Annotated in this window: 22 protein-coding genes and 1 pseudogene; 4 read left to right on the top strand and 19 right to left on the bottom strand. The window is 73.0% G+C overall.

The window, feature by feature from the left end:
• Positions 1-6: 6 nt before the first annotated feature.
• The 8 genes from ABZ854_RS20475 to ABZ854_RS20510 form a co-directional block, all read right to left on the bottom strand.
• The gene (locus tag ABZ854_RS20475) at positions 7-1,026 is read right to left on the bottom strand and encodes a S66 peptidase family protein (protein WP_361212654.1); all 1,020 of its coding nucleotides are present in this window, start codon (positions 1,024-1,026) and stop codon (positions 7-9) included.
• A 42-nt stretch (positions 1,027-1,068) separates the two neighbouring features.
• Positions 1,069-1,428: an MmcQ/YjbR family DNA-binding protein gene (locus tag ABZ854_RS20480; RefSeq protein WP_361212656.1), complete on the bottom strand. Its 360-nt coding sequence runs from the start codon at positions 1,426-1,428 to the stop codon at positions 1,069-1,071.
• On the bottom strand, positions 1,425-2,732 hold the full coding sequence (locus ABZ854_RS20485; RefSeq protein ID WP_361212659.1) for a hemolysin family protein: 1,308 nt from the start codon (positions 2,730-2,732) through the stop codon (positions 1,425-1,427). Before ABZ854_RS20485 ends, ABZ854_RS20480 begins: the two co-directional genes overlap by 4 nt.
• Positions 2,733-2,741: 9 nt before the next feature.
• Positions 2,742-3,239 carry an rRNA maturation RNase YbeY gene (gene ybeY / locus ABZ854_RS20490; protein WP_361212662.1) on the bottom strand — a complete coding sequence of 166 codons (498 nt, stop codon included), beginning with the start codon at positions 3,237-3,239 and terminating at the stop codon, positions 2,742-2,744.
• 12 nt (positions 3,240-3,251) lie between these two features.
• Positions 3,252-4,334, bottom strand: coding sequence for a PhoH family protein (locus tag ABZ854_RS20495; protein WP_361212665.1), 1,083 nt, complete (start codon positions 4,332-4,334; stop codon positions 3,252-3,254).
• 187 nt (positions 4,335-4,521) lie between these two features.
• The gene (locus tag ABZ854_RS20500) at positions 4,522-5,667 is read right to left on the bottom strand and encodes a PfkB family carbohydrate kinase (RefSeq protein WP_361212668.1); all 1,146 of its coding nucleotides are present in this window, start codon (positions 5,665-5,667) and stop codon (positions 4,522-4,524) included.
• A gap of 66 nt (positions 5,668-5,733) precedes the next feature.
• Positions 5,734-7,026 (bottom strand): glucarate dehydratase family protein, encoded by a 1,293-nt coding sequence (locus ABZ854_RS20505; protein WP_361212671.1) that lies wholly within the window; start codon positions 7,024-7,026, stop codon positions 5,734-5,736.
• Positions 7,023-7,979, bottom strand: a complete 957-nt coding sequence (locus tag ABZ854_RS20510; RefSeq protein ID WP_361212674.1) for a 5-dehydro-4-deoxyglucarate dehydratase — start codon at positions 7,977-7,979, stop codon at positions 7,023-7,025. The genes ABZ854_RS20505 and ABZ854_RS20510 overlap by 4 nt, the downstream gene beginning before the upstream one ends.
• A 268-nt stretch (positions 7,980-8,247) precedes the next feature.
• Here ABZ854_RS20510 and ABZ854_RS20515 point away from each other — a divergent pair, with 268 nt between their 5' ends.
• Positions 8,248-9,495, top strand: coding sequence for an MFS transporter (locus tag ABZ854_RS20515; protein WP_361212677.1), 1,248 nt, complete (start codon positions 8,248-8,250; stop codon positions 9,493-9,495).
• Here the strand turns inward: ABZ854_RS20515 and ABZ854_RS20520 are convergent.
• The 5 genes and pseudogenes from ABZ854_RS20520 to ABZ854_RS20540 form a co-directional block, all read right to left on the bottom strand.
• Positions 9,447-10,455, bottom strand: a pseudogene (locus tag ABZ854_RS20520) (adenosine deaminase). The gene ABZ854_RS20515 and the pseudogene ABZ854_RS20520 overlap by 49 nt on opposite strands.
• Positions 10,456-10,475: 20 nt before the next feature.
• On the bottom strand, positions 10,476-11,381 hold the full coding sequence (locus tag ABZ854_RS20525) for a ribonuclease Z (RefSeq protein ID WP_361212680.1): 906 nt from the start codon (positions 11,379-11,381) through the stop codon (positions 10,476-10,478).
• A gap of 6 nt (positions 11,382-11,387) precedes the next feature.
• Positions 11,388-11,741: a histidine triad nucleotide-binding protein gene (locus ABZ854_RS20530; protein WP_361212683.1), complete on the bottom strand. Its 354-nt coding sequence runs from the start codon at positions 11,739-11,741 to the stop codon at positions 11,388-11,390.
• Positions 11,742-11,858: 117 nt separating this feature from the next.
• The gene (locus tag ABZ854_RS20535; protein WP_361212869.1) at positions 11,859-15,002 is read right to left on the bottom strand and encodes a S41 family peptidase; all 3,144 of its coding nucleotides are present in this window, start codon (positions 15,000-15,002) and stop codon (positions 11,859-11,861) included.
• Positions 15,003-15,114: 112 nt separating this feature from the next.
• Positions 15,115-15,672 carry a hypothetical protein gene (locus ABZ854_RS20540; protein ID WP_361212686.1) on the bottom strand — a complete coding sequence of 186 codons (558 nt, stop codon included), beginning with the start codon at positions 15,670-15,672 and terminating at the stop codon, positions 15,115-15,117.
• Between the two features lie 92 nt (positions 15,673-15,764).
• Between ABZ854_RS20540 and ABZ854_RS20545 the strand changes: the two genes are divergently transcribed.
• Positions 15,765-16,142, top strand: a complete 378-nt coding sequence (locus ABZ854_RS20545; RefSeq protein ID WP_361212689.1) for a hypothetical protein — start codon at positions 15,765-15,767, stop codon at positions 16,140-16,142.
• On the opposite strand, the gene ABZ854_RS20550 is transcribed toward ABZ854_RS20545, so the two are convergent.
• From ABZ854_RS20550 to hrcA, 5 genes are all read right to left on the bottom strand, one after another.
• Entirely contained in the window at positions 16,084-16,476 is a 393-nt protein-coding gene (locus ABZ854_RS20550; RefSeq protein ID WP_361212692.1) for a VOC family protein, read from the bottom strand. The genes ABZ854_RS20545 and ABZ854_RS20550 overlap by 59 nt on opposite strands.
• 19 nt (positions 16,477-16,495) lie before the next feature.
• Entirely contained in the window at positions 16,496-17,239 is a 744-nt protein-coding gene (locus tag ABZ854_RS20555; RefSeq protein WP_361212694.1) for a 16S rRNA (uracil(1498)-N(3))-methyltransferase, read from the bottom strand.
• A complete protein-coding gene (locus ABZ854_RS20560; RefSeq protein ID WP_361212697.1) occupies positions 17,236-18,306 on the bottom strand; it encodes a nitronate monooxygenase in 1,071 nt (356 codons plus the stop codon). The genes ABZ854_RS20555 and ABZ854_RS20560 overlap by 4 nt, the downstream gene beginning before the upstream one ends.
• 135 nt (positions 18,307-18,441) lie before the next feature.
• Positions 18,442-19,578 carry a molecular chaperone DnaJ gene (dnaJ, locus tag ABZ854_RS20565; RefSeq protein ID WP_361212700.1) on the bottom strand — a complete coding sequence of 379 codons (1,137 nt, stop codon included), beginning with the start codon at positions 19,576-19,578 and terminating at the stop codon, positions 18,442-18,444.
• Entirely contained in the window at positions 19,579-20,595 is a 1,017-nt protein-coding gene (hrcA, locus tag ABZ854_RS20570; protein ID WP_129309232.1) for a heat-inducible transcriptional repressor HrcA, read from the bottom strand. It abuts the gene before it with no gap.
• 161 nt (positions 20,596-20,756) lie between these two features.
• On the opposite strand from hrcA, the gene ABZ854_RS20575 reads away from it, so the two are divergent.
• Together ABZ854_RS20575 and ABZ854_RS20580 are read left to right on the top strand one after the other, a co-directional pair.
• Positions 20,757-21,479, top strand: coding sequence for an MBL fold metallo-hydrolase (locus tag ABZ854_RS20575; protein WP_361212704.1), 723 nt, complete (start codon positions 20,757-20,759; stop codon positions 21,477-21,479).
• Between the two features lie 45 nt (positions 21,480-21,524).
• Positions 21,525-22,334 (top strand): DUF3097 domain-containing protein, encoded by an 810-nt coding sequence (locus ABZ854_RS20580; RefSeq protein WP_361212707.1) that lies wholly within the window; start codon positions 21,525-21,527, stop codon positions 22,332-22,334.
• 21 nt (positions 22,335-22,355) lie between these two features.
• Here the strand turns inward: ABZ854_RS20580 and hemW are convergent, their stop codons facing one another.
• Complete coding sequence (gene hemW, locus ABZ854_RS20585; protein ID WP_361212710.1) at positions 22,356-23,588, bottom strand: radical SAM family heme chaperone HemW; 1,233 nt, start codon at positions 23,586-23,588, stop codon at positions 22,356-22,358.
• Between the last annotated feature and the right edge of the window lie 23 nt (positions 23,589-23,611).

Genomic DNA, 23,611 nt, shown 5'->3' on the forward strand with positions numbered 1-23,611 from the left:
CCCCGCTCAGTCCAGGGTCTGAACGATCTCGCTCCGCGCGGCCGTGTGCACCACACGGCCGCGCGCGCCGTTGACCAGTGGCAGATACGGCGCCGGGTGCCCGCACTCGACATCGGCGACGATCGGCACACCGAGCGGGCCGAGCGCGTCCAGCACGGCCTCGTGCTGGCTGAGGGTCCGGCTGTCCGGGGCGTGCGTCCGGCCGACGAGCACGGCGGCCGCGCGGTCGAAGAACCCGGCGAGGCGCATGCCGTGCAGGTTGCGGCAGATGGTGAACGCGTTGTCCTCGCAGGCCTCCACGTACACCAGCAGGTCGTCGTCCCCCGCGAAGCCGACGGTGTCCAGGTACCGCGTCCCCGCGAGGTTGGCGAGCGTCTCGACGCAGCCGCCGATCAGCCGCCCCTCGACGTCCACGTCGCCGGTGTCGTCCAGCCGGATCCAGGCCCCCTCGGCGTCCAGCGTGAGGCCGCGGACCTCCGGGTTCTTCGCCCAGTCGTCCCAGCCCCCGGAGCGGAACCGGCCGGGCGGGGTCTGGCCGAACGGCTCGCCCTGCGGAGCGGCCACGATGTCCAGCCAGGACAGCAGCCCCTCGGGCGTCCGGTAGGGGGTGTCCATGAGGTTGTTGCCGTGCACCGTCGCCACACCGGTCAGCAGCGTCAGGGGGGTGATGAGCGTCGACATGTCGGAGTAGCCGACGACCCAGGTCGGCTCGGCCGCCCCGATCCGCTCGAAGTCCAGCAGCGGTATCAGGTCGATCGCGGTCTCCCCGCCCCACGGAGGCACCACGGCCCGGATGGAGGGGTCGGTCAGCATCTCGGTGAACTCGGCGGCCCGTTCGGCGGCCGGGGCGCTGAGGTGCGTCGAGCCGTCCATGCACCGGCCGACGACGACCTCGTAGCCGCGCTCCTGAAGGTCACGGACCGCCACGTCGAGCCGCCCGCGCAGCTCCTTGGCCACCCCGCTGGAGGGCGAGGTCACACCGACACGGTCACCGGGGCGCAGGGGGCGCGGGTATCGCACAGTCATGCGGCGGATTCTGGCACGGGGTCAGACGGGGCTGTAAAGCGACTAAGACCGGTCGAGGCGCAGCCGCTCGGCCCTCGGCAGGCCCGCGACGACGAGGTCGTACGAGTCCTCGACCAGCTCCTTCACCAGCCGGTCCGGGAGGCCGCCGTCGACGGTCACGGTGTTCCAGTGCCGCTTGTTCATGTGGTACCCGGGGACGATCAGCCCCTCGTGCTCGGCACGCAGCCGCATCGCGTCCTCGGGGTCGCACTTGAGGTTGACCGTCAGCGGGCGGGCGTCCAGCGCCGACAGGGCGAACATCTTGCCCAGCACCTTGAAGACCGAGGCCTCCGGGCTGAACGGGAAGTCCTCCTCGGCCGCGTTGAACGACAGGCAGAGCGCGCGCAGTTGCTGAGGGGTCACTCGGCTCTCTCCTCCCCGGCCGGCCCGGTCGCGGGGGCCACCGGCTCCACCAGCACGGTCACGATCTTGTTCCGGCGGCCGGCCGCGGCCTCCGCCGTCAGCTTCAGTCTGCGCTCGTCGGGCAGTTCGACCTCGGCGGACGCGCCCGCGATGGGCACCCGTCCGAGCGCCTTGGCGAGGAGGCCCCCGACGGTCTCGACGTCCTCGTCGTCGTACTCCTCCAGCCCGTACAGCTCGCCGAGGTCGGTGATGTCCAGGCGGGCGGTGACCCGGAAGCGGTCGTCGCCGAGGTCCTCCACGGGCGGCAGCTCACGGTCGTACTCGTCGGTGATCTCGCCGACGATCTCCTCCAGGATGTCCTCGATGGTGACGATCCCGGCCGTGCCGCCGTACTCGTCGATGACGACGGCGACGTGCGTGCGGTCCTTCTGCATCTCGCGCAGCAGGTCGCCCGCGTTCTTGGTGTCGGGCACGAACGCGGCGGGCCGCATGGCCGTGGACACCAGGTCGTTCTCGGCGTCCCGGCTGATGTGCGTCTTCCTGACCAGGTCCTTGAGGTAGACGATGCCGACGATGTCGTCCTCGCTCTCGCCGGTGACCGGTATCCGGGAGAAGCCGGAGCGCAGGGCGAGGGTGAGGGCCTGCCGGATGGTCTTGTACCGCTCGATGACGACGAGGTCCGTGCGCGGCACCATCACCTCGCGCACCAGGGTGTCGCCCAGCTCGAACACGGAGTGCACCATGCGGCGCTCCTCGTCCTCGATCAGCGACTCCTGCTCGGCGAGGTCCACCAGGGCGCGCAGCTCGGCCTCGGAGGCGAACGGGCCGCGCCTGAAGCCCTTGCCGGGGGTGAGGGCGTTGCCGATGAGGATCAGCAGCGACGGGATCGGGCCCATGACCCGGGCGAGCGGCAGCAGCACGTACGCCGCCGCCGTCGCCGTGTTCAGCGGGTGCTGGCGGCCGATGGTGCGCGGGGAGACCCCGACGGCGACGTACGACACGAGGACCATGACGCCGATGGCGACCAGCAGGGCCTGGACGGTCGAGTCCCACTCCTCCAGGCAGGCGTAGGTGACCATGGCGGCGGCCGCCATCTCGCAGGTGACGCGGACCAGCAGGGCCAGGTTGAGGTAGCGGGTGGGGTCGGCGGCGATCTGGGCCAGCTTGGCGCCGCCGCGCCGGCCGGACTTCACGGCCTCCTCGGCGCGGAAGGCGGAGACCCGCGCGAGGCCGGCCTCCGCGCACGCGGCGAGCCAGGCGACCACGATCAGCGCGATCGCACCCATGACGATCTGCGGAGACATGCGGCCCGCTTACGAGACGGTCGGCGCCGGGGACGGCCCGGTCAGCCCGTGCTCGGCGCGCCAGCCGTCGACGATGGCGGCCTGGAGGCCGAACATCTCGGCCTTCTCGTCCGGCTCCTCGTGGTCGTAGCCGAGGAGGTGCAGCACTCCGTGGACGGTGAGCAGTTGCAGCTCCTCGTCCATGGAGTGCTGGGTCGGCGCGTCCTCGCCCTGCTTCTTGGCGACCTCCGGGCAGAGCACGATGTCCCCGAGGAGGCCCTGCGGGGGCTCGTCGTCGTCCTTCGTGGGCGGGCGCAGCTCGTCCATCGGGAAGGACATGACGTCCGTGGGGCCGGGCAGGTCCATCCACTGGATGTGGAGCTGCTCCATGGCGTCGGCGTCCACGACGATCACCGAGAGCTCGGAGAGCGGGTGGATACGCATCCGCGTGAGCGCGTAGCGGGCGATGTCGAGGATCGCCTGCTCGTCGACCTCGGTTCCGGACTCGTTGTTGACGTCGATCGACATGGTCGTGCTGGTCTACTTCCCCTTGTGCCCGTGCCCGGCGGCTCTGCCTCGGCCACCCTTGGCGGCGCCGCCGTTCTCGGTGACGTGTCTGCTGTCGTACTTCTCGTACGCGTCGACGATACGGCCGACCAGCTTGTGCCGTACGACATCGTGGGACGTGAGCCGGGAGAAGTGGACGTCGTCGACGCCCTCCAGGATGTCCTGCACCTGCCGCAGTCCGGACTTGGTGCCGCCGGGCAGGTCGACCTGGGTGACGTCACCCGTGATCACGATCTTGGAGTCGAAGCCGAGCCGGGTGAGGAACATCTTCATCTGCTCGGGGCTCGTGTTCTGGGCCTCGTCCAGGATGATAAAAGCATCATTAAGGGTCCTACCACGCATATACGCCAGGGGCGCTACCTCGATCGTGCCCGCCGCCATCAGACGGGGGATCGAGTCGGGGTCGAGCATGTCGTGCAGCGCGTCGTACAGCGGGCGCAGGTAGGGGTCGATCTTCTCGTAGAGCGTGCCGGGCAGGAAGCCGAGCCGCTCGCCCGCCTCCACCGCCGGACGGGTCAGGATGATGCGGTTGACCTGTTTGGACTGCAGGGCCTGCACCGCCTTCGCCATGGCGAGGTAGGTCTTGCCGGTGCCGGCGGGGCCGATGCCGAAGACGATGGTGTGCTTGTCGATCGCGTCCACGTACCGCTTCTGGTTGAGCGTCTTGGGTCGGATCGTGCGGCCGCGCGAGGACAGGATGTTCTGCGTGAGCACCTGGGCCGGGGTCTCCTGGCCGTCGCTCTCCCCGTTCTCGCTCGCCTTGAGCATGGCGATCGAGCGTTCCACTGCGTCCTCCGTCATCGGCTGACCGGTGCGGAGCACCAGCATCATCTCATCGAACACGCGCTGGATCAGGGCGACTTCCGCCGGATCGCCGACCGCGCTGATCTCGTTGCCCCGGACGTGGATGTCGGCCGCCGGGAAGGCCTTCTCGATCACGCGCAGAAGGGAGTCGCCCGATCCCAGCACGGTCACCATGGGGTGCTGCGCGGGGACGCTGATCTGTGCTCTCGCCTGCTCCTGCGCGGGGGTGGGAGCTGTGGGTGTCTCAGTCATGGGCCGGCGCTCAACGCCTGCGGTTCCTCCTCGTCACGGCCGCATAGCTGAGGGCGGCCTCGCACTGTCCAGAGTACGACGGTGGACTGACAACGCCGTAGGGGTTTTCGCACCGGAGCGATGGGCCCGGCCGGCCCCGCCTCGCCCACCGCTCCGGAGGGCGAGGGCCCGTCACACCGCGTACCCGTCACACCGCGTGCCGGAAGCCGATCGTCGGGACCGCGCGGCGCAGGGGCCAGGGGCGGACGGGTTCCTCGGGCATCAGGTGTTCGAGGAACGCGTACCGGTCCAGGGCGGCCGGGTCCTGGGCGTCGACCGACTGGACCTCGCGCCACCAGGCGCCGATCTCCGCCCAGCCGGGGGCGGACAGGGAGCCGCCGAACTCCTGGACGGACAGGGCGGCGGTGAGGCCGGCGAAGGCCAGCCGGTCGGCGAGGGGCCAGCCGGCGAGGCTGCCGGTGACGAAGCCGGCCACGAAGACGTCGCCGGCGCCGGTCGGGTCGAGGGCCTCCACGGCGATGGCGGGTACCTCGGCGTCCTCCCCGGTGCGCCGGTCCACGGCGTACGCCCCTTCGGCGCCCAGGGTCACGACGGCCACCGGGACGTGCCGGGTCAGGGCGTGGGCGGCGGCGCGCGGGCAGTCGGAGCGGGTGTAGCGCATGGCCTCCTCGGCGTTGGGCAGGAACGCCTCGCAGTGCCGCAGGTCGGTGAGGCCGGCCAGGTCCCAGGCGCCGGTGTCGTCCCAGCCGACGTCGGCGAAGATGCGGGTGCCCCGGCGGGCGGCCTGGGCGACCCAGGGCGCGCCGCGGCCCGGGGTGAGGGAGGCGACGGCGGCGACGGCTCGGGGCGGGCAGTCGGGCGCGGGTTCCTCGGGGGGCGGTTCGTGGCCGTGGGAGACCATCGTCCGCTCGCCCTCGTAGGCCATGGAGACGGTGACCGGGGAGTGCCAGCCGGGGACCGTGCGGGAGGCGGAGAGGTCGATGCCCTCGCCCTGTTCGAGGGCGTCCCAGCAGTACTCGCCGTAGTGGTCGTCGCCGAAGGCGGCGGCGAGGGAGGTGCGCAGGCCGAGCCGGGCCAGCGCGGCGGCCATGTTGGCGACCCCGCCGGGGCTGGAGCCCATGCCGCGGGCCCAGGACTCGGTGCCGCGCACGGGCGCCGAGTCCAGGCCGGTGAAGATGATGTCGAGGAAGACGGTGCCCGTGAGGTAGACGTCCCAGGGCGGGTCGCCGGGTGTGCGGCGGGCGGCGAGCGGGTCGACCCCGGTCCGGCCACGCGCCGCCTGCGTGAGGTGCTCGGGTTCCTCTCCGGTGGACGGACGGGACGGCGTGGTCACGGTGCGCTCCCTGGCATGGTGCGGATCTGGCCAGTGTGCACCAGATCGCGCCCCTGACAAGGCCGTCTACCAGCGCGGCATCACCGGTGTCCGCCATTCCGGCTCGGCCGCCCGCATCGCCGCCGCGTCGTCCCGGTCGCGCAGGGCGCCGTCGTCCTCGGCCCAGCGGCGGTGCAGCCGGTCCAGCTTCTCCGGGTCGAGTGCCACGCCGAGGCCGGGTGCGTCGGAGACGGTGACGCGGCCGTCGGTGAAGGCGAGGCGCTCGGTGAGGACGTCCTCGGACTGCCAGGGGTAGTGGGAGTCGCAGGCGTGGTGCAGGTGGGGGACGGTGGCCGCCACATGGGTCATTGCGGCGAGGCTGATCCCTAGGTGGGTGTTGGAGTGCATGGACACCCCGACGCCGAAGGCGTCGCACAGCGCGGCGAGGTGACGGGTTGCGCGAAGGCCGCCCCAGTAGTGGTGGTCGCTGAGGACGACCTGCACGGCGTCGCGCGTGAACGCCTCCCGGATCTCGCCGAAGGTGGTGACGCACATGTTGGTGGCGAGGGGGATGTCCGTCCTCGCGGACACCTCGGCCATGGCGGGGGTGCCGAGGGTGGGGTCCTCCAGGTATTCGAGGACGTCGCCGAGTTCCTTCGCCACCTTCAGCGAGGTCTCGACCGACCAGGCCCCGTTGGGGTCGAGCCGGAGGGGGTGTCCGGGGAAGGCCTCGGCGAGGGCGCGGACGGCGGCGATCTCCTCGTCGGGCGGGAACACACCACCCTTGAGCTTGAAGGACCGGAATCCGTACCGCTCGGTGAACGCCCGTGCCTGCGCGACGACTCCGGCGGGGTCGAGCGCGGCGCCCCAGTCGTCGGGTTCGGCGGTCACGCCCGCCGGATGGGCGGCCCACTTGTAGAACAGGTAGGCGCTGTACTCGACCGAGTCGCGGACCTTGCCGCCGAGCAGGGCGTGCACGGGCACGCCGAACGCCTTGCCCTGGGCGTCCAGGCAGGCCACCTCGAACGCGGACAGCACGGACAGGCGCAGCTTGTCGGCGGTCTGCGCGCCCCGCAGACCGCCGGCGTCGACCTCGGCGGCGACCTGGTTCGCGTCGACGGCGAGGTCGGCGAGTCCGGCACCGAAGAGGATGTTCACATCCGTGACCGGGCGGCCGGTGAGCCGTTCGGCGAGCGGGCGCGCCAGTTCCAGGTACTTCGTGTCGCCGTAGGTCTCGCCGAGCCCGGTGACGCCGTCGGCGGTCTCGACCTCCACGATCAGCCGGGGCGTGTAGGGCTGGTGCACGCCCTGGGCATTGAGCAGCGGCGGGTCCGCGACCAGGATCGGCGTCAGCCGCACGTCCGTGACGGTCAGGTTCACAGGGCGGCTCCCACGAGGTCGAGGCCGGCGGCGAGGAGGGTCCGCAGCTCGGCGAGGTCGGCGGGCGAGGGGTCGGTGAGCGGGGCGCGCACGGGTCCGACGCGCTGCCCGCGCAGCCGGGCCGCCGCCTTGACCAGGGACACGGCGTAGCCCGGTACCCGGTCGCGGAGTTCGACGAAGGGGACGTAGAAGTCGCGCAGGAGCTTGTCGGTGGTGCCGTGGTCGCCGTCGCGCAGGGCGGTGAAGAAGGCGCCGGCGATCTCGGGGGCGAAGGCGTGCACGGCGGAGGAGTAGGCGGGGACGCCGACGGTGGCGTAGGCGCGGGCCTGCATCTCGGCGGTGGAGGCGCCGTTGAAGAACAGGAAGCCCTCGGGCGCGGCGAGGGTGAGCCGCTGGAGCCGGTCGAGGTCGCTGTGGCCGTCCTTGAGCCCGATGACGTTCTCCACGCGCGCGATGCGCCGCAGCGTGGCCGGGGTGTAGGCGACCTGTCCGCGCTGGTAGGCGACGATCGGCAGCCGGGTGCGGGCGGCGAGCTGCTCCAGCTGGGCGGCGAGTCCGTCCTGCGGGGCGGCGACGAGGTAGTGCGGCATGACCAGGAGGGCGTCGGCACCGGCCTCCTCGGCGATGCGGGCGAACCGGGCGGCCTGCGCCCAGCCGTACCCGGTCCCGGCCACGACGGGCACCCGGCCGGCCGTCTCCTCGACGGCGACCGTGACGACCCGCCGGTACTCGTCCTCGTCCAGCGAGAAGAACTCGCCGGTGCCGCAGGCCGGGAAGAGGGCGCCGGGTCCGGCCGCGAGCCGGTCGGCCACGTGGGACCTGAATCCGTCGGCGTCGAGGGAGCCGTCGTCGTGGAACGCCGTCAGCGGGAAGGACAGCACGCCCCGCGCCATGCCCTCGCGCAGCCGCCGCGCCACATCGCGCGGGCTGGAGTCGCCGCTCACCCTGACCATCTCCCCTATGACGTCTGTCTATGTATGAGAACAGAGATTAGGTACGCGAACCGCCAACGTCAACATCATCCCGAAATGAAAGCGCCTCATTACCCCGCCTCCCTGACGCGAAACAAAAAGTGGTCCAGATCACTCCTGGCGGGCTTCTTCGCGGGACTCCGTGCTTGGTACAACTTGCTCGCACGCCGCCTGTCCGTCGACGGCCCGTCGCCCCTCACCTCCTGCCGCGTCCGCCGTGACGCCCCCTTCAGCCTGCCCAGGAACGCCCGTGCCCGCCTCCCGCGCCACTCCGTGGCCCCTCGTCGCCCTTTTCACGGCCGGCTACCTCGCGCCGTACCTGCTGCCGACCACCATCGGCAGACTGGACCGGGGCCTGCCGCTCACCGCGACCCAGGCGGGCGCCGTCGGCAGTGCGCTGCTGCTGGCTTCGGCGGCGGCGGGCTTCCTGCTGGCCTCCCGCGTCGAGCGGCTCGGCGGCCGCCGGCTCGCCCGCCTCGGCCTCCTCCTCGCCGTGCTCGGCTACGGCGGCGCCGCCCTCACCGGCGCGGTCCCGGCCGTCGTCGCGGGCGCGGTCGTCGGCGGCTTCGGCTCCGGTACGGTCACGGCGGTCGCCGCCGGCGGCATCGCCGCCCAGCGGGACCCGCACCGCGTCACGACCCTGGGTCTGCTCGGCGTCTCCGCCCTCGCCGGGGCGCTCTACCTGACGATCCCCCACCTCGGTCCCGGCCACGCCATGCCCCTGGCCGCGCTCGCCCTCACGGCGGTCGCCGTGTGGCCGTTCACCGGCCGTCTCGACGGCCGTACGGCGCCCGTGCGCACGCTCGCCGAGAGCGGCCGGCTCCCCCACCGGCGGGCCGGGCTGCTGCTGGCCGCCGCGATGACCTGCTGGTCACTGGCGCAGAACTCCCTGTGGGGGGTGAGCGGCCGGATCGGTCTCGCGCAGGCGCACCTCAGCGAGGTCACGGTCGGCGTGGTGTTCGCCGTCGCGCTGGGTGCCGGACTGCTCGGAGTGGTGGGTGCGGGCGCGCTCGGGCCCCGGCTGGGCCTGGCGGTGCCCATCGGCGGCGGCACGGCGCTGATCGCGGGCTGTATCGCGCTCAGCGCGTCGGCGACCGGCCTGCGGTCGTTCGCGGGCGGGGAGGTCGCCTGGAACCTGCTGTACCCGGTCGTGCTGTCGTACGTCATCGGGCTCGCCTCCGACCTGGACCCGCGCGGCCGCTGGGCGGTGCTGGTCGGCTCGGCGTCCTCGCTGGGCACGGCGGCCGGACCGCTCACCGGCAGCGTCCTGGCCGCGCGGGCGGGCTTCGCCGGGATGGGCGCCGTCCTGGCGGCCGGACTGCTCGCGCTGGCGGTGCCGATGACCGCGGTCGCCCTGCGCACGGCCCGGCGGACGCTGCCGGTGATCGACGTCCCGGTGGAGAACCCCGTGCCCCGGCCGCAGGCCTACGGCACCGCCGGCCCGGGCGTCTACGAGGCCGGCTCCGCGAACTCGTACGCCTCCACCTCGGCGAGGTAGCGCGCCCGCCGCTCCTCGTCGTCCTCCAGGAAGGAGGCGAGGAAGGAGTTGCGGGCCAGCTCGCGCAGCCGCTCCTCGGTCAGGCCCAGCGTGTCGCGGACGGCGGTGAAGTTGTCGCCCGCGTAGCCGCCGAAGTAGGCCGGGTCGTCGGAGTTGACCGTGCAGAGCAGGCCGGCGTCGAGCATGGCCGGCAGCGGGTGGGCGGCCAGGCCGTCCACGGCCCGCAGCCGGACGTTGGACAGCGGGCACAGGGTCAGCGGGATCCGCTCCCGGACCAGCCGCTCGACCAGCGCCGGGTCCTCCACGCAGCGCAGCCCGTGGTCGACGCGCTCCACGCCTAGCACGTCCAGGGCCTCGGTGATGTACTCCGGCGGACCCTCCTCACCGGCGTGCGCCACGCGCCGCAGCCCGAGTTCGGCGGCACGCTCGTACACCTCGCGGAACTTCACCGGCGGATGCCCCACCTCGGCCGAGTCCAGGCCGACCCCGGTGATCCGGTCCAGGTAGGGCTCGGCGGCGGCCAGGGTGCGCAGGGCCGCCTCGGCGGACTCGTCGCGCAGGAAACAGAGGATCAGCCGGGTGGAGACACCGTGGTTCTCCTCTCCCCCACCGCCCCAGCGCCCGCCACAGCCCCTCCACGACGGTGGCCATGGAGACGCCCCGGGCGAGGTGCGCCTGCGGGTCGAAGAAGATCTCGGCGTGCCGGACGCCCTGCGCGGCGGCCCGGGCGAGGTAGGCGTCGGCGAGGTCCGCGAAGTCCTGCTCGGTGCGCAGGACGGCCATCAGCTCGTAGTACAGGTTCAGGAAGGACTGCAGGTCCTCGAACTGGTACGCCTTGCGCAGGTCGTCGGTGTCCCCGTACGGCAGGTCGATGCCGTTGCGCGCGGCCAGCTCGAACGCCAGCTCGGGCTCCAGGGTGCCTTCGATGTGGAGGTGCAGTTCGGCTTTCGGGAGAGGCATCAAAGCATCGTACGGCCGTGTCACCTGCGCTTCGGTACAGGAACGCGGTCCAGGTCGCGGGCCACCGTCAGCTCCCCCTCGAAGCCGGCGGCGCGCGCCTGCCGCTCGAACTCCACGGGGTCGGCGTAGCGCTGGCTGAAGTGGGTGAGCACGAGGTGCCGTACGCCCGCGTCCCGGGCCACGCCGGCCGCCTGTCCGGCCGTCAGGTGACCGTGGTCGGCGGCGAGTCGCGCGTCCTCGTCGAGGAAGGTGGACTCGATGACGAGGAGGTCGCAGTCCTCGGCGAGGGCGTGCACGCCCTCGCACAGCCGGGTGTCCATGACGAACGCGAACCGCTGCCCGCGCCGCACCTCGCTGACCTGCTCCAGCGTGACGTCCCCGAGCCGTCCCTCGCGCTGGATGCGGCCGACGTCGGGTCCCTTGACGCCGTACGCGGCGAGCCGCTCGGGCAGCATGCGGCGGCCGTCGGGTTCGGTGAGCCGGTAGCCGTAGGACTCGACGGGGTGGGACAGCTTGCGGGCTTCGAGCGTGTACGACGATGTCGCCGCGAGGACGCCGTCACGGTCGGCCGGTGCCTCCGTGAGGCGGACCGTCTCCCGGTAGGCCGTCGCGTACCGCAGCCGGTCGAAGAAGCGCTGCCCGGAGCGCGGGTAGTGCGCGGTGACCTCGTGCGGCACCTGGTCGAGGTTGATCCGCTGGATCACTCCGGCGAGGCCGAGGGAGTGGTCGCCGTGGAAGTGCGTGACACAGATCCGGTTCAGGTCGTGGGCGGCGACCCCGGCGCGCAGCATCTGCCGCTGGGTGCCCTCGCCGGGGTCGAAGAGGATGCCCTCGCCGTCCCAGCGGAGCAGGTAGCCGTTGTGATTGCGGTGCCGGGTGGGCACCTGGCTGGCGGTGCCCAGGACCACCAGTTCGCGGACGGACACGGCTCGTTACCCGGGAGGCCATTCGAGGCCACGGCCGCCGAGGACGTGCGCGTGGGCGTGCCACACGGTCTGTCCGGCGCCGGCGCCGGTGTTGAAGACGGTGCGGTAGCTGTCCAGCTTCTCGTCGTCGGCGACGGCCTGGGTGGCGGCGAGGACGTCGGCGGCGATCTGCGGGGCGCCTGCGGCCAGCTCGGCCCCGTTCTTGTAGTGGGCCTTGGGAATCACCAGGACGTGGGTGGGGGCCTGGGGGTTTATGTCCCGGAAGGCGAGGGTGGTTTCCGTCTCGCGGACGATGGTCGCGGGGATCTGGCCCGCGACGATCTTGCAGAACAGGCAGTCGTCCTGCGGTTCGCCTGTCATGCGGCGCTCCTCTTTGCAGGTGATCAATGGGGGCATCGTAGTCGTTCGGCTGCGAGCCGGTGGCGGTCGATCGCGCCCATGCGGCGGAGGCCGCATATCGACACAGCCCCGCGGCCCTCAGGTGGGTAGGGCCGGCGGAGTCTTGGAGGGACTGTTCTCCAATGTCTCCAGAGCCAGCTGGATCGCTGCTTCCAGTTGGGTGTCTCTGCCCGCTGCCCAGTCCTGCGGGCGTTGGACTACCTCGACGTCCGGGTCCACGCCGTGGTTCTCGACGTCCCAGCCGTAGCCCTCCAGCCACATCGCGTACTTGGGCTGGGTGACGAGGGTGCCGTCGACGAGGTGGTAGCGGCTGTCGATGCCGATGACTCCGCCCCAGGTGCGGGTGCCGACGACGGGGCCGATGCCGAGTGCTCGGATCGCGGCGTTGACGATGTCGCCGTCGGAGCCGGAGAACTCGTTGGCGACGGCGACGACGGGGCCGCGGGGTGCGTCCATCGGGTAGCTGGTGGGACGCATGCCGCGGGGCAGGTCCCAGCCGATGACGCGGCGGGCCAGTTTCTCCACGACGAGTTGGGAGGTGTGGCCGCCGCGGTTCTCCCGGACGTCGACGACGAGTCCTTCGCGGGCGACCTCGACGCGCAGGTCGCGGTGGATCTGGGCCCAGCCGGGGGCCTGCATGTCGGGGACGTGGAGGTAGCCGAGCCGGCCGCCGGACGCCTCGTGGACGCGGGCGCGCAGGCCGGCGATCCAGGCGTGGTAGCGCAGCGGTTCCTCGTCGGCCACGGGGACGACGACCGTGTGGCGGAGCTCGCCGCCGCCGGCCGGGGAGATGGTCAGTTCGACGGGCTGTCCGGCGGTGCCGGCGAGGAGCGGGCCTGGGCCGGTCACCGGGTCGACGAGGTGTCCGGCGACGGCGACGATCGCGTCGCCGGGGCGTACGGCGACGCCGGGCGCGGCGAGCGGGGAGCGGGCGTCGGGGTCGGAGGTCTCGGCGGGCAGGATGCGGTCGACGCGCCAGCTGCCGTCGGCGTGACGGGAGATGTCGGCGCCGAGCAGGCCGTGCCGGGGGCCGTGGCCGGCCGGGCCGCCGGGGATGACGTACGCGTGGGAGGTGCCGAGTTCGCCGTGCACCTCCCACAGCACGTCGAGGAGGTCGGTGTGGGTGGCGACGCGGTCCAGCAGCGGGCGGTAGCGGTCGAGGACCGCGTCCCAGTCGATGCCGCCGAGGTCGGGCCGCCAGAAGTGGTCGCGGGCGAGGCGGCCGGTCTCGTCGTACATCTGGCGCCACTCGGCGGCCGGGTCGACGGTCTGCCGGATGCGGGCGAGGTCGATGGTGAGGCTGGTGTCGCCGTCGTCGTCGGATCCGGCGCGCCGGTCGCTGGGGACGACCCGGAGGCGGCCGTCGGTCCACAGCAGGACGCGTTTGCCGTCGCCGCTGACCTCGAAGTGGCCGGCGTCGGAGGCGAGGTGTTCCAGGCGCCGCTGGGTGAGGTCGTAGCGCTCCAGCTCGGTGTGCGGGTCGGGGTCGTCGGGGTGGGCCCGGGAGGCGCCGAGGACACCGTGCACGGGGTGACGCAGCCAGAGGACGCCGTCCTTGGCGGCGCGCAGCCCGGAGTAGCGGCCGGCCTCGGCGGGGAAGGGGAGGATCCGGTCGGCGAGCCCTTCGAGGTCGACACGGGTGGCGGGGGTGCCCTCGCTGTCGGGGGTCTCGTCCTTGTCGGGGGCCTCGACGGGGCGGCCGTGGCGTTGCGGGCCGAACGGTGAGGGGGTGGTGGCGGCGAGGGTGATCAGGTGCGGGCGGGTGCCGGCGACGAAGGCGAGGTCGAAGACGTGTTCGTCGTAGACCGGGTCGAAGGCGCGGTCGGACAGGAAGGCGAGGTGTCTGCCGTCGAGGGTGAAGGCGGGCGCGTGGTCGTGGAAGCGGAGCGGGGTCGCGTCCGTGACGGTCAGGTCGGTGGTGTGGGCGATGCGGAGCTGGGCGAGGGGGCGGGGGCCGGGGTGGGACCAGGCGAGCCAGCCGGAGTCGGGTGAGAAGGCCAGTCCGGAGACCTCGCCGTCGTCGCAGTGGTCGACCTCGCGGACCTCGCCGGTCTCCCGTTCGACGAGGAGCAGCCGGCCGTCGTGTGCGGCGACGGCGGCGCGGCTGCCGTCGGGGGACATGGCGAGTTCCAGGACGCGGCCGAGCCGGCCGGCGGCGAGGCGGCGGGGGGTGGCGCCGGGGGTCAGGCCGGTGGCGGGGGCGAATTCGAGGGCGTCGTCGCCCTCGGCGTCGGTGACCCAGACGGCCCATTCCTCGCCGTCCGCGCGGAAGGTGCGGGGCAGGCGGGCGCGGACGCCGGGGGTGGCGGCGAGGGCGCGGGCCGGACCGGAGCGGTGGGTGACCCAGTGGACGCCGCCGCGCACGCAGACGGCGCTGCCGCGGGCGGTGTGGTCGGGGGACGCCTCGCCGAGCCAGCGGGCCGCGTTCAGCGGGTGGGGCCGCAGGTCGGTGCGGGGTCCGCCGAGCCGGATGTCGAGGGGCCGGGGTTCGGCGCCGTCCAGGTCGTCGAGGAGCCACAGCCGGCCGCCGCTTGTGTAGGCGATCCGGGTGCCGTCGCCGGAGGCGTGGCGGGCGTAGAAGCCGTCGAGGGGGGTGTGGCGGCGCAGGTCGGAGCCGTCGGCGAGGGAGGAGTAGAGGGCGCCGGTGCCTTCGTGGTCGGAGAGGAAGGCGAGCCGGTCGCCGGCCCACACCGGGCACTCGATGTTGCCGGCCAGGTCTTCGTGCAGGCGGGTGAAGTCGCCGTCGCCGGCACGGTCGATCCACAGTTTGCCGGCCGTGCCGCCCCGATAGCGCTTCCAGTGGGCGGCCTCGCGGCCCATCGGCGCGGACAGCAGGACGGTGGCGGGGCCGAACGCGACGTCGCCGACGGGGCCGTACGGCAGGGTGGCCGCGGGGCCGCCGTCGAGCGGGACGGCGTGCGCCCAGGTGTGGCGGTTGCTGGGGCGGCCCTGCGCGCTGACCGCGAGGACCTGGCCGTCGGGGGTCCAGCCGCGGGTCTCGGTGCGCCCGTTGCCCCAGTGGGTGAGCCGGGTGGCCGGACCGCCGTCCACCGGCGCGAGGACCACCTCGGGGGCGCCGTCGCGGGTGGAGGTCCAGGCGAGGTGGGTGCCGTCGGGTGAGATCCGGGGCACGGTGACGGGCATGTTGTCGGCGCTGACCCGCCAGGCGCGGCCGCCGTCGAGTGGGGCGAGCCAGACGTCGTCCTCGGCGACGAAGGTCACCAAGTCGCCGTGCGGGTGCGGGTGTCGGAGGTAGCCGAGGGGTCCCGTGGCAGTGCCCTGAGTCACCCGGTCACCTTATGCGGCGGGCCGTGCGCCGCGCACTGGTTTTCGATCACTTGCCCCGTACCGGCCAGCAGGTGGGGTCGCCCTTGCACCAGATGGTGCGGGTGACGGTGACCGTGACGGCCGGGGCCGGCCCGTGCGTGCCGGGCTGGTGGCGCGTCGGGGCGGGGGTGGCGCCGCAGTCGCCGAGGCCGCTGACGTGGAAGACCTGCCGGCCGGCGACCTTGGCGGTCAGGTCGCCGCGCACGCAGGCACCGTCGACGGCCCTGGTGACCTTGCCGGTGACGGTGATCTTCCGGCCGTCCTTGGTGCGGCCCTGGCAGTCGACGGAGATCACGGTGCGCTGCGTGGGCGCGGGCGTCTTCCCCGGCGTGTACGCCTTCTGCCCGCCCTGGTACCGGCCCGTACAGGTCAGCCAGGCGACGTTGACGTGCTGCCGCTTCAGTTCGGCGGTCGCGGTCTTGTCGGTGGTGTACGCGGCCGTGGTGGAGCTCAGCCCACCGGGATCACACCCCGCGACAACTCCCGCCCCGACCACCACGACTCCCGCGACGGCCACCACCCGCGCCCCGCGCGGCCACCACCGATACCGTCCCCATACCCCCATGAACAGCAGCGTCCCACCCCCGCCCCCCGAGCGACAGACCACAAGCGGCCACTCACCCGTACGGGCAACCCACCCTGTTCTAGGGTGAGTCGATGAGCACGCGACCCAGACTGAGGCGGCTGGTGGTGGACGGGACCGTCTACCGGTGGACCGTCCGGCACCGGCACCGGGTGGACGGCACGGCCTGCTCCGAGGTGCTGTCGCTGTTCCGGGACAGTGTCCCGGTACGGATCGTGCTGCCCAGCCTCGACGGCGGCTGGGGCGGGCACCTCGGACTGGTCTGCGACGAGCACGGGCACATGGTCAATCTGCACGAGCCCGCTGTCGTCCGGGCGTTCGTCGACGAGCTGGCGAGCAGGTGGCCGGCGGGCGGTGAGGTGGACGATCCGGAGCTGCTGTGCGCTGTCGCCGTCAGTTGCGCAGCAGGAGCCACTCCTGGAGTTCCACCAGGTTGCCCTCCGGGTCCTTGAGGTGGGCGACGCGCATGCGGTCGGTCATGGGGGCAGGGCCGTGCACGAGGGAGGCGCCCCGGGAGACGATCTCGGTCGTGTAGGCGTCGAGGTCGTCGACGCGCAGGACGACCAGGGAGCGGTGGCCGGTGGCGGTCTCGCCGAGTTCGCCGAGGACCTGGGCCATCATCGCGCGGTCCTGCAGCGCGATTCCGGCGGAGCCGACGTGCGGGCTGAACTTCTCGTACGGCCCCTCGGTGGCACCGGACTGCGGCTTGAGGCCGAGGACGTCGGCGTAGAAGCGGTAGCAGGCGGCGAAGTCGGTGACGAGGAGCCGTACTTGCGCGAGTTCCACGGAGTTCCCCCTGGTGCTGTCAGGACCAGCGGCCGGTGCGGCCCAGGAGCAGGGCCGCGGCGGCGGTGCCGGCGGTCGATGTACGCAACACAGTAGGTCCCAGGACGTAGGGCCGGGCCCCCGCCTCGGCGAACAAGGTCAACTCCTCGGGTGAGACGCCGCCTTCGGGGCCGACGACCAGCACGATGTTTCCCCGGTCGGGGAGTTCGGCGGTGGCCAGCCGCTCCTCGCCGCTCTCGTGGAGCACGGCGGCGAAGTCGGCTTCGGCGAGAAGTGAGGCAACCTGTTTGCCGGTGGCGGCGTCCGCGACCTCCGGGAAGCGCAGCCGCCGGGACTGCTTGCCGGCCTCGCGGGCGGTGGCCCGCCACTTGCCGAGGGCCTTCTGGCCGCGCTCGCCCTTCCACTGGGTGATGCAGCGGGCGGCCTGCCAGGGCACGATCGCGTCGACGCCCACCTCGGTCATCGTCTCCACGGCCAGCTCGCCCCGGTCGCCCTTGGGCAGCGCCTGCACGACGGTGATCCGCGGGCTGGGCTCGGCCTCCACCGGGAACGTGTGCGGCTCGACGACCAGGTGGTCCTTGCCGGACACGCTGAGCACGACCCCGACCGCTCCCCGGCCCCGGCCGTCGGTGACCACGACCTCCTCGCCGGGCTGCAGCCGCCGTACGGAGACCGCGTGCCGCCCCTCGGGGCCGGTCACGTCGACGACCGAGCCGGGGCCGACGCCGTCCAGGGAGTCGACGCGGAACACCGGCGCGGTCATCGGGCACCGCCCCGCGACAACGCTGTCCGCGCGTCGGCGAGTTCGGCGGCCAGCGTCTCCACCAGCCGGCCCGCGGGCAGATCGCGGGCCATCCGGTGCCCCTGTCCGGCCCACAGCGCCATGCCCTGCGCGTCCTGGGCCTTCGCGGCGGCCTTGCGCAGCGGCGCGGTCAGGTGGTGGACCTCCGGGTAGGCGGCCGGGGCGTACGGCCCGTGCTCGCGCAGGAAGCGGTTGACCAGGGCGCGGGCGGGCCGGCCGGAGAAGGCGCGGGTCGGCTCGGTACGGGTGAACAGGGGGTTGGTGAGGGCCTGTTTGTGCAGGGCGTGGGCCCCGGACTCGGGGGTGGCGAGGAAGGCCGTTCCCAGCTGGGCCGCGCTCGCGCCTGCGGCGAGGGCGGCGGCGATCTGGCTGCCCCGCATGATGCCGCCGGCGGCGACGACGGGGAGGCTGACGGCCTCGCGGACCTGGGCGATCAGCGAGAGCAGCCCGGTGCCGCCGCCGTTCTCCGCGAGGTCGCGGTGGGTGCCCTGGTGGCCGCCGGCCTCCGCGCCCTGGGCGATGACCGCGTCGGCGCCGGCCCGCTCCACCGCGCGGGCCTCCTCGGCGGTGGTGGCGGTGACCAGCGTGTAGGTGCCGGCCCTGCGCAGCGCGTCGAGGACCTCCCGGTCAGGCACGCCGAAGTGGAAGGAGACCACCGCAACCGGGTTGTCGAGGAGGACGGCGAGCTTGGCGTCGTAGCCGTCGTCCCGGCCGCTTTCGGGGTCGCCCAGTTCCGTCTCGTACCAGGCGGCTTCCCCGGCGAGTTGGTGGGCGTAGACCTCGACCGCCCCGGACTCGCCGTGCTCGGGCTGGGGCATGAACACGTTGACGCCGAAGGGGTGGGCGGTGAGGCTCCGCAGCTGCTTGATCTCCTGGTACATGCCGTCGGCGGTCTTGTAGCCGGCGGCGAGGAACCCGAGGCCGCCGGCCTCGCAGACGGCGGCGGCGAGCAGCGGGACGGAGACGCCGCCCGCCATGGGGGCCTGCACGATCGGCTGGGGGAAGAGATCGGTCAGTGCGGAGGACATGACCGCATGTTGTCACGTCCTCCGAACAAGTCCGAATCGGGCCTTTCCCCTGGCACATGCGCCTCAGGCAGGCGGGGGCGGGCGCCTTCGCGGCACCGCCCCCGGCCGGTTCCCCGCACTGCTTCGGGCCGGTCCTCAGCGGCCGTTGAAGGCGTCCTTCAGCCGGGAGAACAGGCCCTGCTGGCCCGGCTGGAACTGCCCCGTCGGCCGCTCCTCGCCCCGCAGCTTGGCCAGTTCGCGCAGCACCCGCTCCTGCTCGGGGTCCAGCTTGGTCGGCGTGGTCACCTCGACGTGCACGATGAGGTCGCCGCGCCCGCCGCCGCGCAGGTGCGTGACGCCCCGGCCGTGCAGCGGGATCGACTGGCCGGACTGGGTACCGGGCCGGATGTCGACCTCCTCCAGGCCGTCCAGCGTCTCCAGCGGCACCTTCGTGCCGAGGGCCGCCGCGGTCATCGGAATGGTGACCGTGCAGTGCAGGTCGTCGCCGCGCCGCTGGAAGGTGCTGTGCGGCAGCTCGTGGATCTCCACGTACAGGTCGCCGGCCGGACCGCCGCCCGGACCGACCTCGCCCTCGCCGGCGAGCTGGATGCGGGTGCCGTTGTCGACACCGGCCGGGATCTTCACGGTCAGCGTCCGCCGCGAGCGGACCCGGCCGTCACCGGCGCACTCCGGGCACGGGGTGGGCACGACCGTGCCGAAGCCCTGGCACTGGGGGCAGGGCCGGGAGGTCATGACCTGGCCCAGGAACGACCGGGTGACCTGGGAGACCTCGCCGCGGCCGCGGCACATGTCACACGTCTGCGCGGACGTGCCCGGAGCGGCGCCCTCGCCGTTGCAGGTGTTGCAGACGACCGCGGTGTCGACCTGGATGTCCTTGGTCGTCCCGAAGGCCGCCTCGTCCAGCTCGACCTCGATGCGGATCATCGCGTCCTGGCCGCGCCGGGTGCGCGAGCGCGGGCCGCGCTGCGACGCCGTACCGAAGAACGCGTCCATGATGTCGGAGAAGTTGCCGAAGCCGCCGGCTCCGAAGCCGCCCGCGCCCGCCCCGCCCGACTGGGAGAGGGGGTCGCCGCCGAGGTCGTAGACCTGCTTCTTCTGCGGGTCCGACAGCACCTCGTAGGCGGCGTTGATCTCCTTGAACCGCTCCTGGGTCTTCGGGTCCGGGTTGACGTCCGGGTGCAGCTCGCGCGCGAGCCGACGGAACGCCTTCTTGATCTCATCCTGCGACGCGTCGCGGCGCACGCCGAGAACGGCGTAGTAGTCCGTGGCCACTTACGACTCCGCCAGGATCTGTCCGACGTACCGTGCCACCGCTCGTACCGCTCCCATCGTTCCCGGGTAATCCATGCGGGTCGGTCCGACCACGCCGAGCTTGGCTACTGCCTCGCCGCCCGAACCGTAGCCGACCGACACCACTGAGGTTGAGTTGAGTCCCTCATGGGCGTTCTCGTGACCGATGCGCACGGTCATGCCCGGATCCTTCGCCTCGCCGAGGAGCTTGAGGAGCACGACCTGCTCCTCCAGGGCCTCCAGGACGGGCCGGATCGTGAGGGGGAAATCGTGCCCGAAGCGGGTGAGGTTGGCGGTACCGCCGATCATCAGCCGCTCCTCGCTCTCCTCGACGAGCGCCTCCAGCAGCGTGGAGAGCACCGTCGAGACCGTGCCGCGGTCCTCGGCCTCGAAGCCCTCCGGCAGGTCCTCGACCAGCCGGGGCACGTCGGTGAACCGGCGGCCGGCGACCCGGCTGTTGAGCCGCGCCCTGAGGTCCGCGAGGGACGCCTCGCCGAACGGGGCCGGGCAGTCGATCATCCGCTGCTCGACCCGCCCGGTGTCCGTGATCAGCACGAGCATCACGCGCGCGGGCGCGAGCGCCAGCAGTTCCACGTGCCGCACGGTGGACCGGGTCAGCGAGGGATACTGCACGACGGCGACCTGCCGGGTCAGCTGCGCGAGCAGCCGCACCGTGCGGGCCACGACGTCGTCGAGGTCGACGGCGCCCTCCAGGAAGTTCTGGATGGCCCGCCGCTCGGGCCCGGTCATCGGCTTGACGCCCGCGAGCTTGTCGACGAACAGCCGGTAGCCCTTGTCCGTGGGGATCCGCCCGGCGCTGGTGTGCGGCTGGGCGATGTACCCCTCGTCCTCCAGGACCGCCATGTCGTTGCGGACGGTCGCCGGGGACACGCCGAGGCTGTGCCGCTCGGTGAGCGCCTTGGACCCCACCGGTTCCTCGGTGCCGACATAGTCCTGGACGATGGCGCGCAGCACCTGCAGCCTGCGTTCACTCAGCACCCGCGCACACCTCCAGCATGTCGTCCCCGCGGCCCTTCAGGTCTTCCGCCTGGCACTCTGCGCATGCGAGTGCCAGCATTCCCGGGCCCAGTGTACGGCCGTGGGGTGGTCCCCGGGCAAGGTCGGTGCTGCTCCGGGAGTGCTGCCGTTAGCGTCGCGGTATGACCTTGACTTGGGAAGGGCTCGGGTGGGAACGGCTGGGCGCGGGGGTCGGGCGGTGCCGGCTGCCGGGCTGGGACTGCACGGCGGGGCTGGTCGTCGGGGCGGGCGCGGCGCTCGTGGTGGACGCCGGGTCGAGCCTCACCGAGGGCACGCGGATCCGCGCGCAGGCCGAGGTGCTGGCCGGCGGCCGTGTGACTCATCTCGCGCTGACGCATCCCCATTTCGACCACGTCTTCGGCGCGGCCTCGTTCGCGGGAGCGGAGGTGTACGCGGCGGTCGGCACGGACGCGGTGTTCGCCGCCGGGCGCGGGCAGCTGCGCGCGGACGCGGTCCGGGAGGGCCTGCCGGCCGAGGACGCCGACGCGGCGGTGACCGCCCTCGCCGCGCCCCGCCACCCGGTGTCCGGTGAGTGGACCCTCGATCTCGGCGAGGGCCGGCAGGCGCTGCTGGCCAACGTCGGCCCCGGCCACACGGCGCACGACCTCGCGGTGCTGGTGCCGGGCGACCCGGAGGTGGTGTTCTGCGGCGACCTGGTCGAGGAGTCGGGCGAGCCGCAGGCGGGCCCGGACGCCGTACCGTCCCGCTGGCCCGACGCCCTGGACCGGCTGCTGGCCCTGGGTGGCCCGGACGCGCTGTACGTGCCCGGTCACGGAGCGGTGGTGGACGCGGCCTTCGTGCGACGTCAACGGGACGCGCTGGCGGCGCGTTTCGGCGTGTCGTGAGCGTGTCGTGAGTACGGACGCACCGCTTCTCCTATCGTCATCCGAATGCGCCAGTACTCCGCCGACCTCACTCCCCCCTGGAAGAAGCCGACGCCCGTCCGGGAGGTCGCGGCGGAGCCCGGTCTGGTGGTGGAGGAGCCCGGCACCGGCTTCTGCGGGGCGGTGATCCGCTGCGAGGCGGGCACGGTGACCCTGGAGGACCGCTTCGGCAAGCACCGGGTGTTCCCGCTGGAGCCGCGCGGCTTCCTGCTGGAGGGGCGCGTGGTGACGCTCGTACGCCCGTCGTCGTCCTCCGCTCCGGTGCGTCCCACCCGTACGGCGTCCGGTTCGGTCGCCGTGCCCGGTGCCCGCGCCCGGGTGGCCCGCGCCGGCCGCATCTACGTGGAGGGCCGGCACGACGCCGAGCTGGTCGAGAAGGTGTGGGGCGACGACCTGCGCATCGAGGGGGTGGTCGTGGAGTACCTGGAGGGCGTGGACGACCTGCCGATGATCGTCGCCGAGTTCGCCCCCGGCCCGGACGCCCGCCTCGGAGTTCTCGTGGACCACCTGCTGCCGGGCACGAAGGAGTGGCGGATCGCCGAGTCGGTGACGAGCGAGCACGCGCTGGTCGTGGGCCACCCGTACATCGACATCTGGGAGGCGGTGAAGCCGTCGTCCCTGGGCATCCCCGGCTGGCCCCGTGTCCCGCACGGCCAGGACTGGAAGACGGGGGTGTGCCGGGCCCTGGGCTGGCCGTCGGACAACACCGGCGCGGTGTGGCAGGCGATCCTGGCCCGCGTGAACTCCTACCGGGACCTGGAACCGGAGCTGCTGGGGTCGGTGGAACGCCTCATCGACTTCGTGACCGTGCCCTGAACGGCCCGGGACCTGGGCCCGTCAGTCCACGAGGTCCCGCACCACCGCGTCCGCCAGCAGCCTGCCGCGCAGGGTCAGCACGGCCCGGCCGTCGTCGTACGGCCCCTGCTGGAGCAGCCCGTCCGCGAGGGCCTTGCGGGACGCGGTGAGGCCCTGTGGGCGTAGCAGGTCCAGCGGGGCGCCCTCCCGGAGCCGCAGCTCCAGCAGGATGCGCTCCACGCGCCGGTCCTCCGCCGAGAGCAGTTCGCGTCCGGCTCCCGGGGAACGGCCGGAGGCGAGGGCCGCCGCGTACGCCCCCGGGTGCTTCACGTTCCACCAGCGAACTCCGCCGACGTGGCTGTGTGCGCCCGGTCCGGCGCCCCACCAGTCGGCGCCTCGCCAGTACAGCTCGTTGTGCAGGCAGCGGCCCGCCTCGGAGGTGGCCCAGTTGGACACCTCGTACCAGTCGAAGCCGGCCGCCGCGAGGGCCTCCTCGGCGATCAGGTACCGGTCGGCGTGGACGTCGTCGTCGGTCATCGGGACCTCGCCCCGGCGGATGCGGCGGGCGAGCTGGGTGCCCTCCTCGACGATGAGGGCGTAGGCGCTGACGTGGTCCGGGGCCGCGCCGAGGGCCGCCTCCAGGGAGGCGCGCCAGTCGTCGTCGCTCTCCCCCGGGGTGCCGTAGATCAGGTCGAGGTTGACGTGCTCGAACCCGGCCGCGCGAGCCTCCGCGACGCAGGCCTCGGGGCGGCCCGGGGTGTGGGTGCGGTCGAGCACGCGCAGCACGTGCTGCCTGGCGCTCTGCATTCCGAAGGAGATCCGGTTGAAGCCGCCCTCGCGGAGGGTGGCGAGGTACGCCGGGTCGACCGACTCGGGGTTGGCCTCCGTGGTGACCTCGGCGTCCGGCGCCAGTCCGAACTCGTCGCGGATCGCCCCCAGCATCCGTACGAGGTCCCCGGCCGCCAGCAGGGTCGGCGTACCGCCCCCGACGAACACCGTACGCACCGCGCGCGGGTCGTCACCGAGCACCTTCCGGGCGAGGCGGACCTCCTCGATCAGCGTGTCCGCGTAGTTGTCACGGGACGCCAGCACCCCGCCCGTGCCGCGCAGCTCGGTCGCCGTGTAGGTGTTGAAGTCGCAGTAGCCGCAGCGGGTCGCGCAGTACGGCACATGCAGATAGAACCCGAGGGGCCGCCCGCCGGCCCCGGCGAGCGCGGAGTCCGGCAGCGCCCCATCACCGGGAACAGGCTCACCATCGGGAAGTGCGGAAGGCATACCCCCCATTGTCCAGCACGCCC

It is taken from the genome of Streptomyces sp. NPDC047028 (assembly GCF_040644095.1).
In the GTDB taxonomy this organism is placed as follows: Bacteria; Actinomycetota; Actinomycetes; order Streptomycetales; family Streptomycetaceae; genus Streptomyces.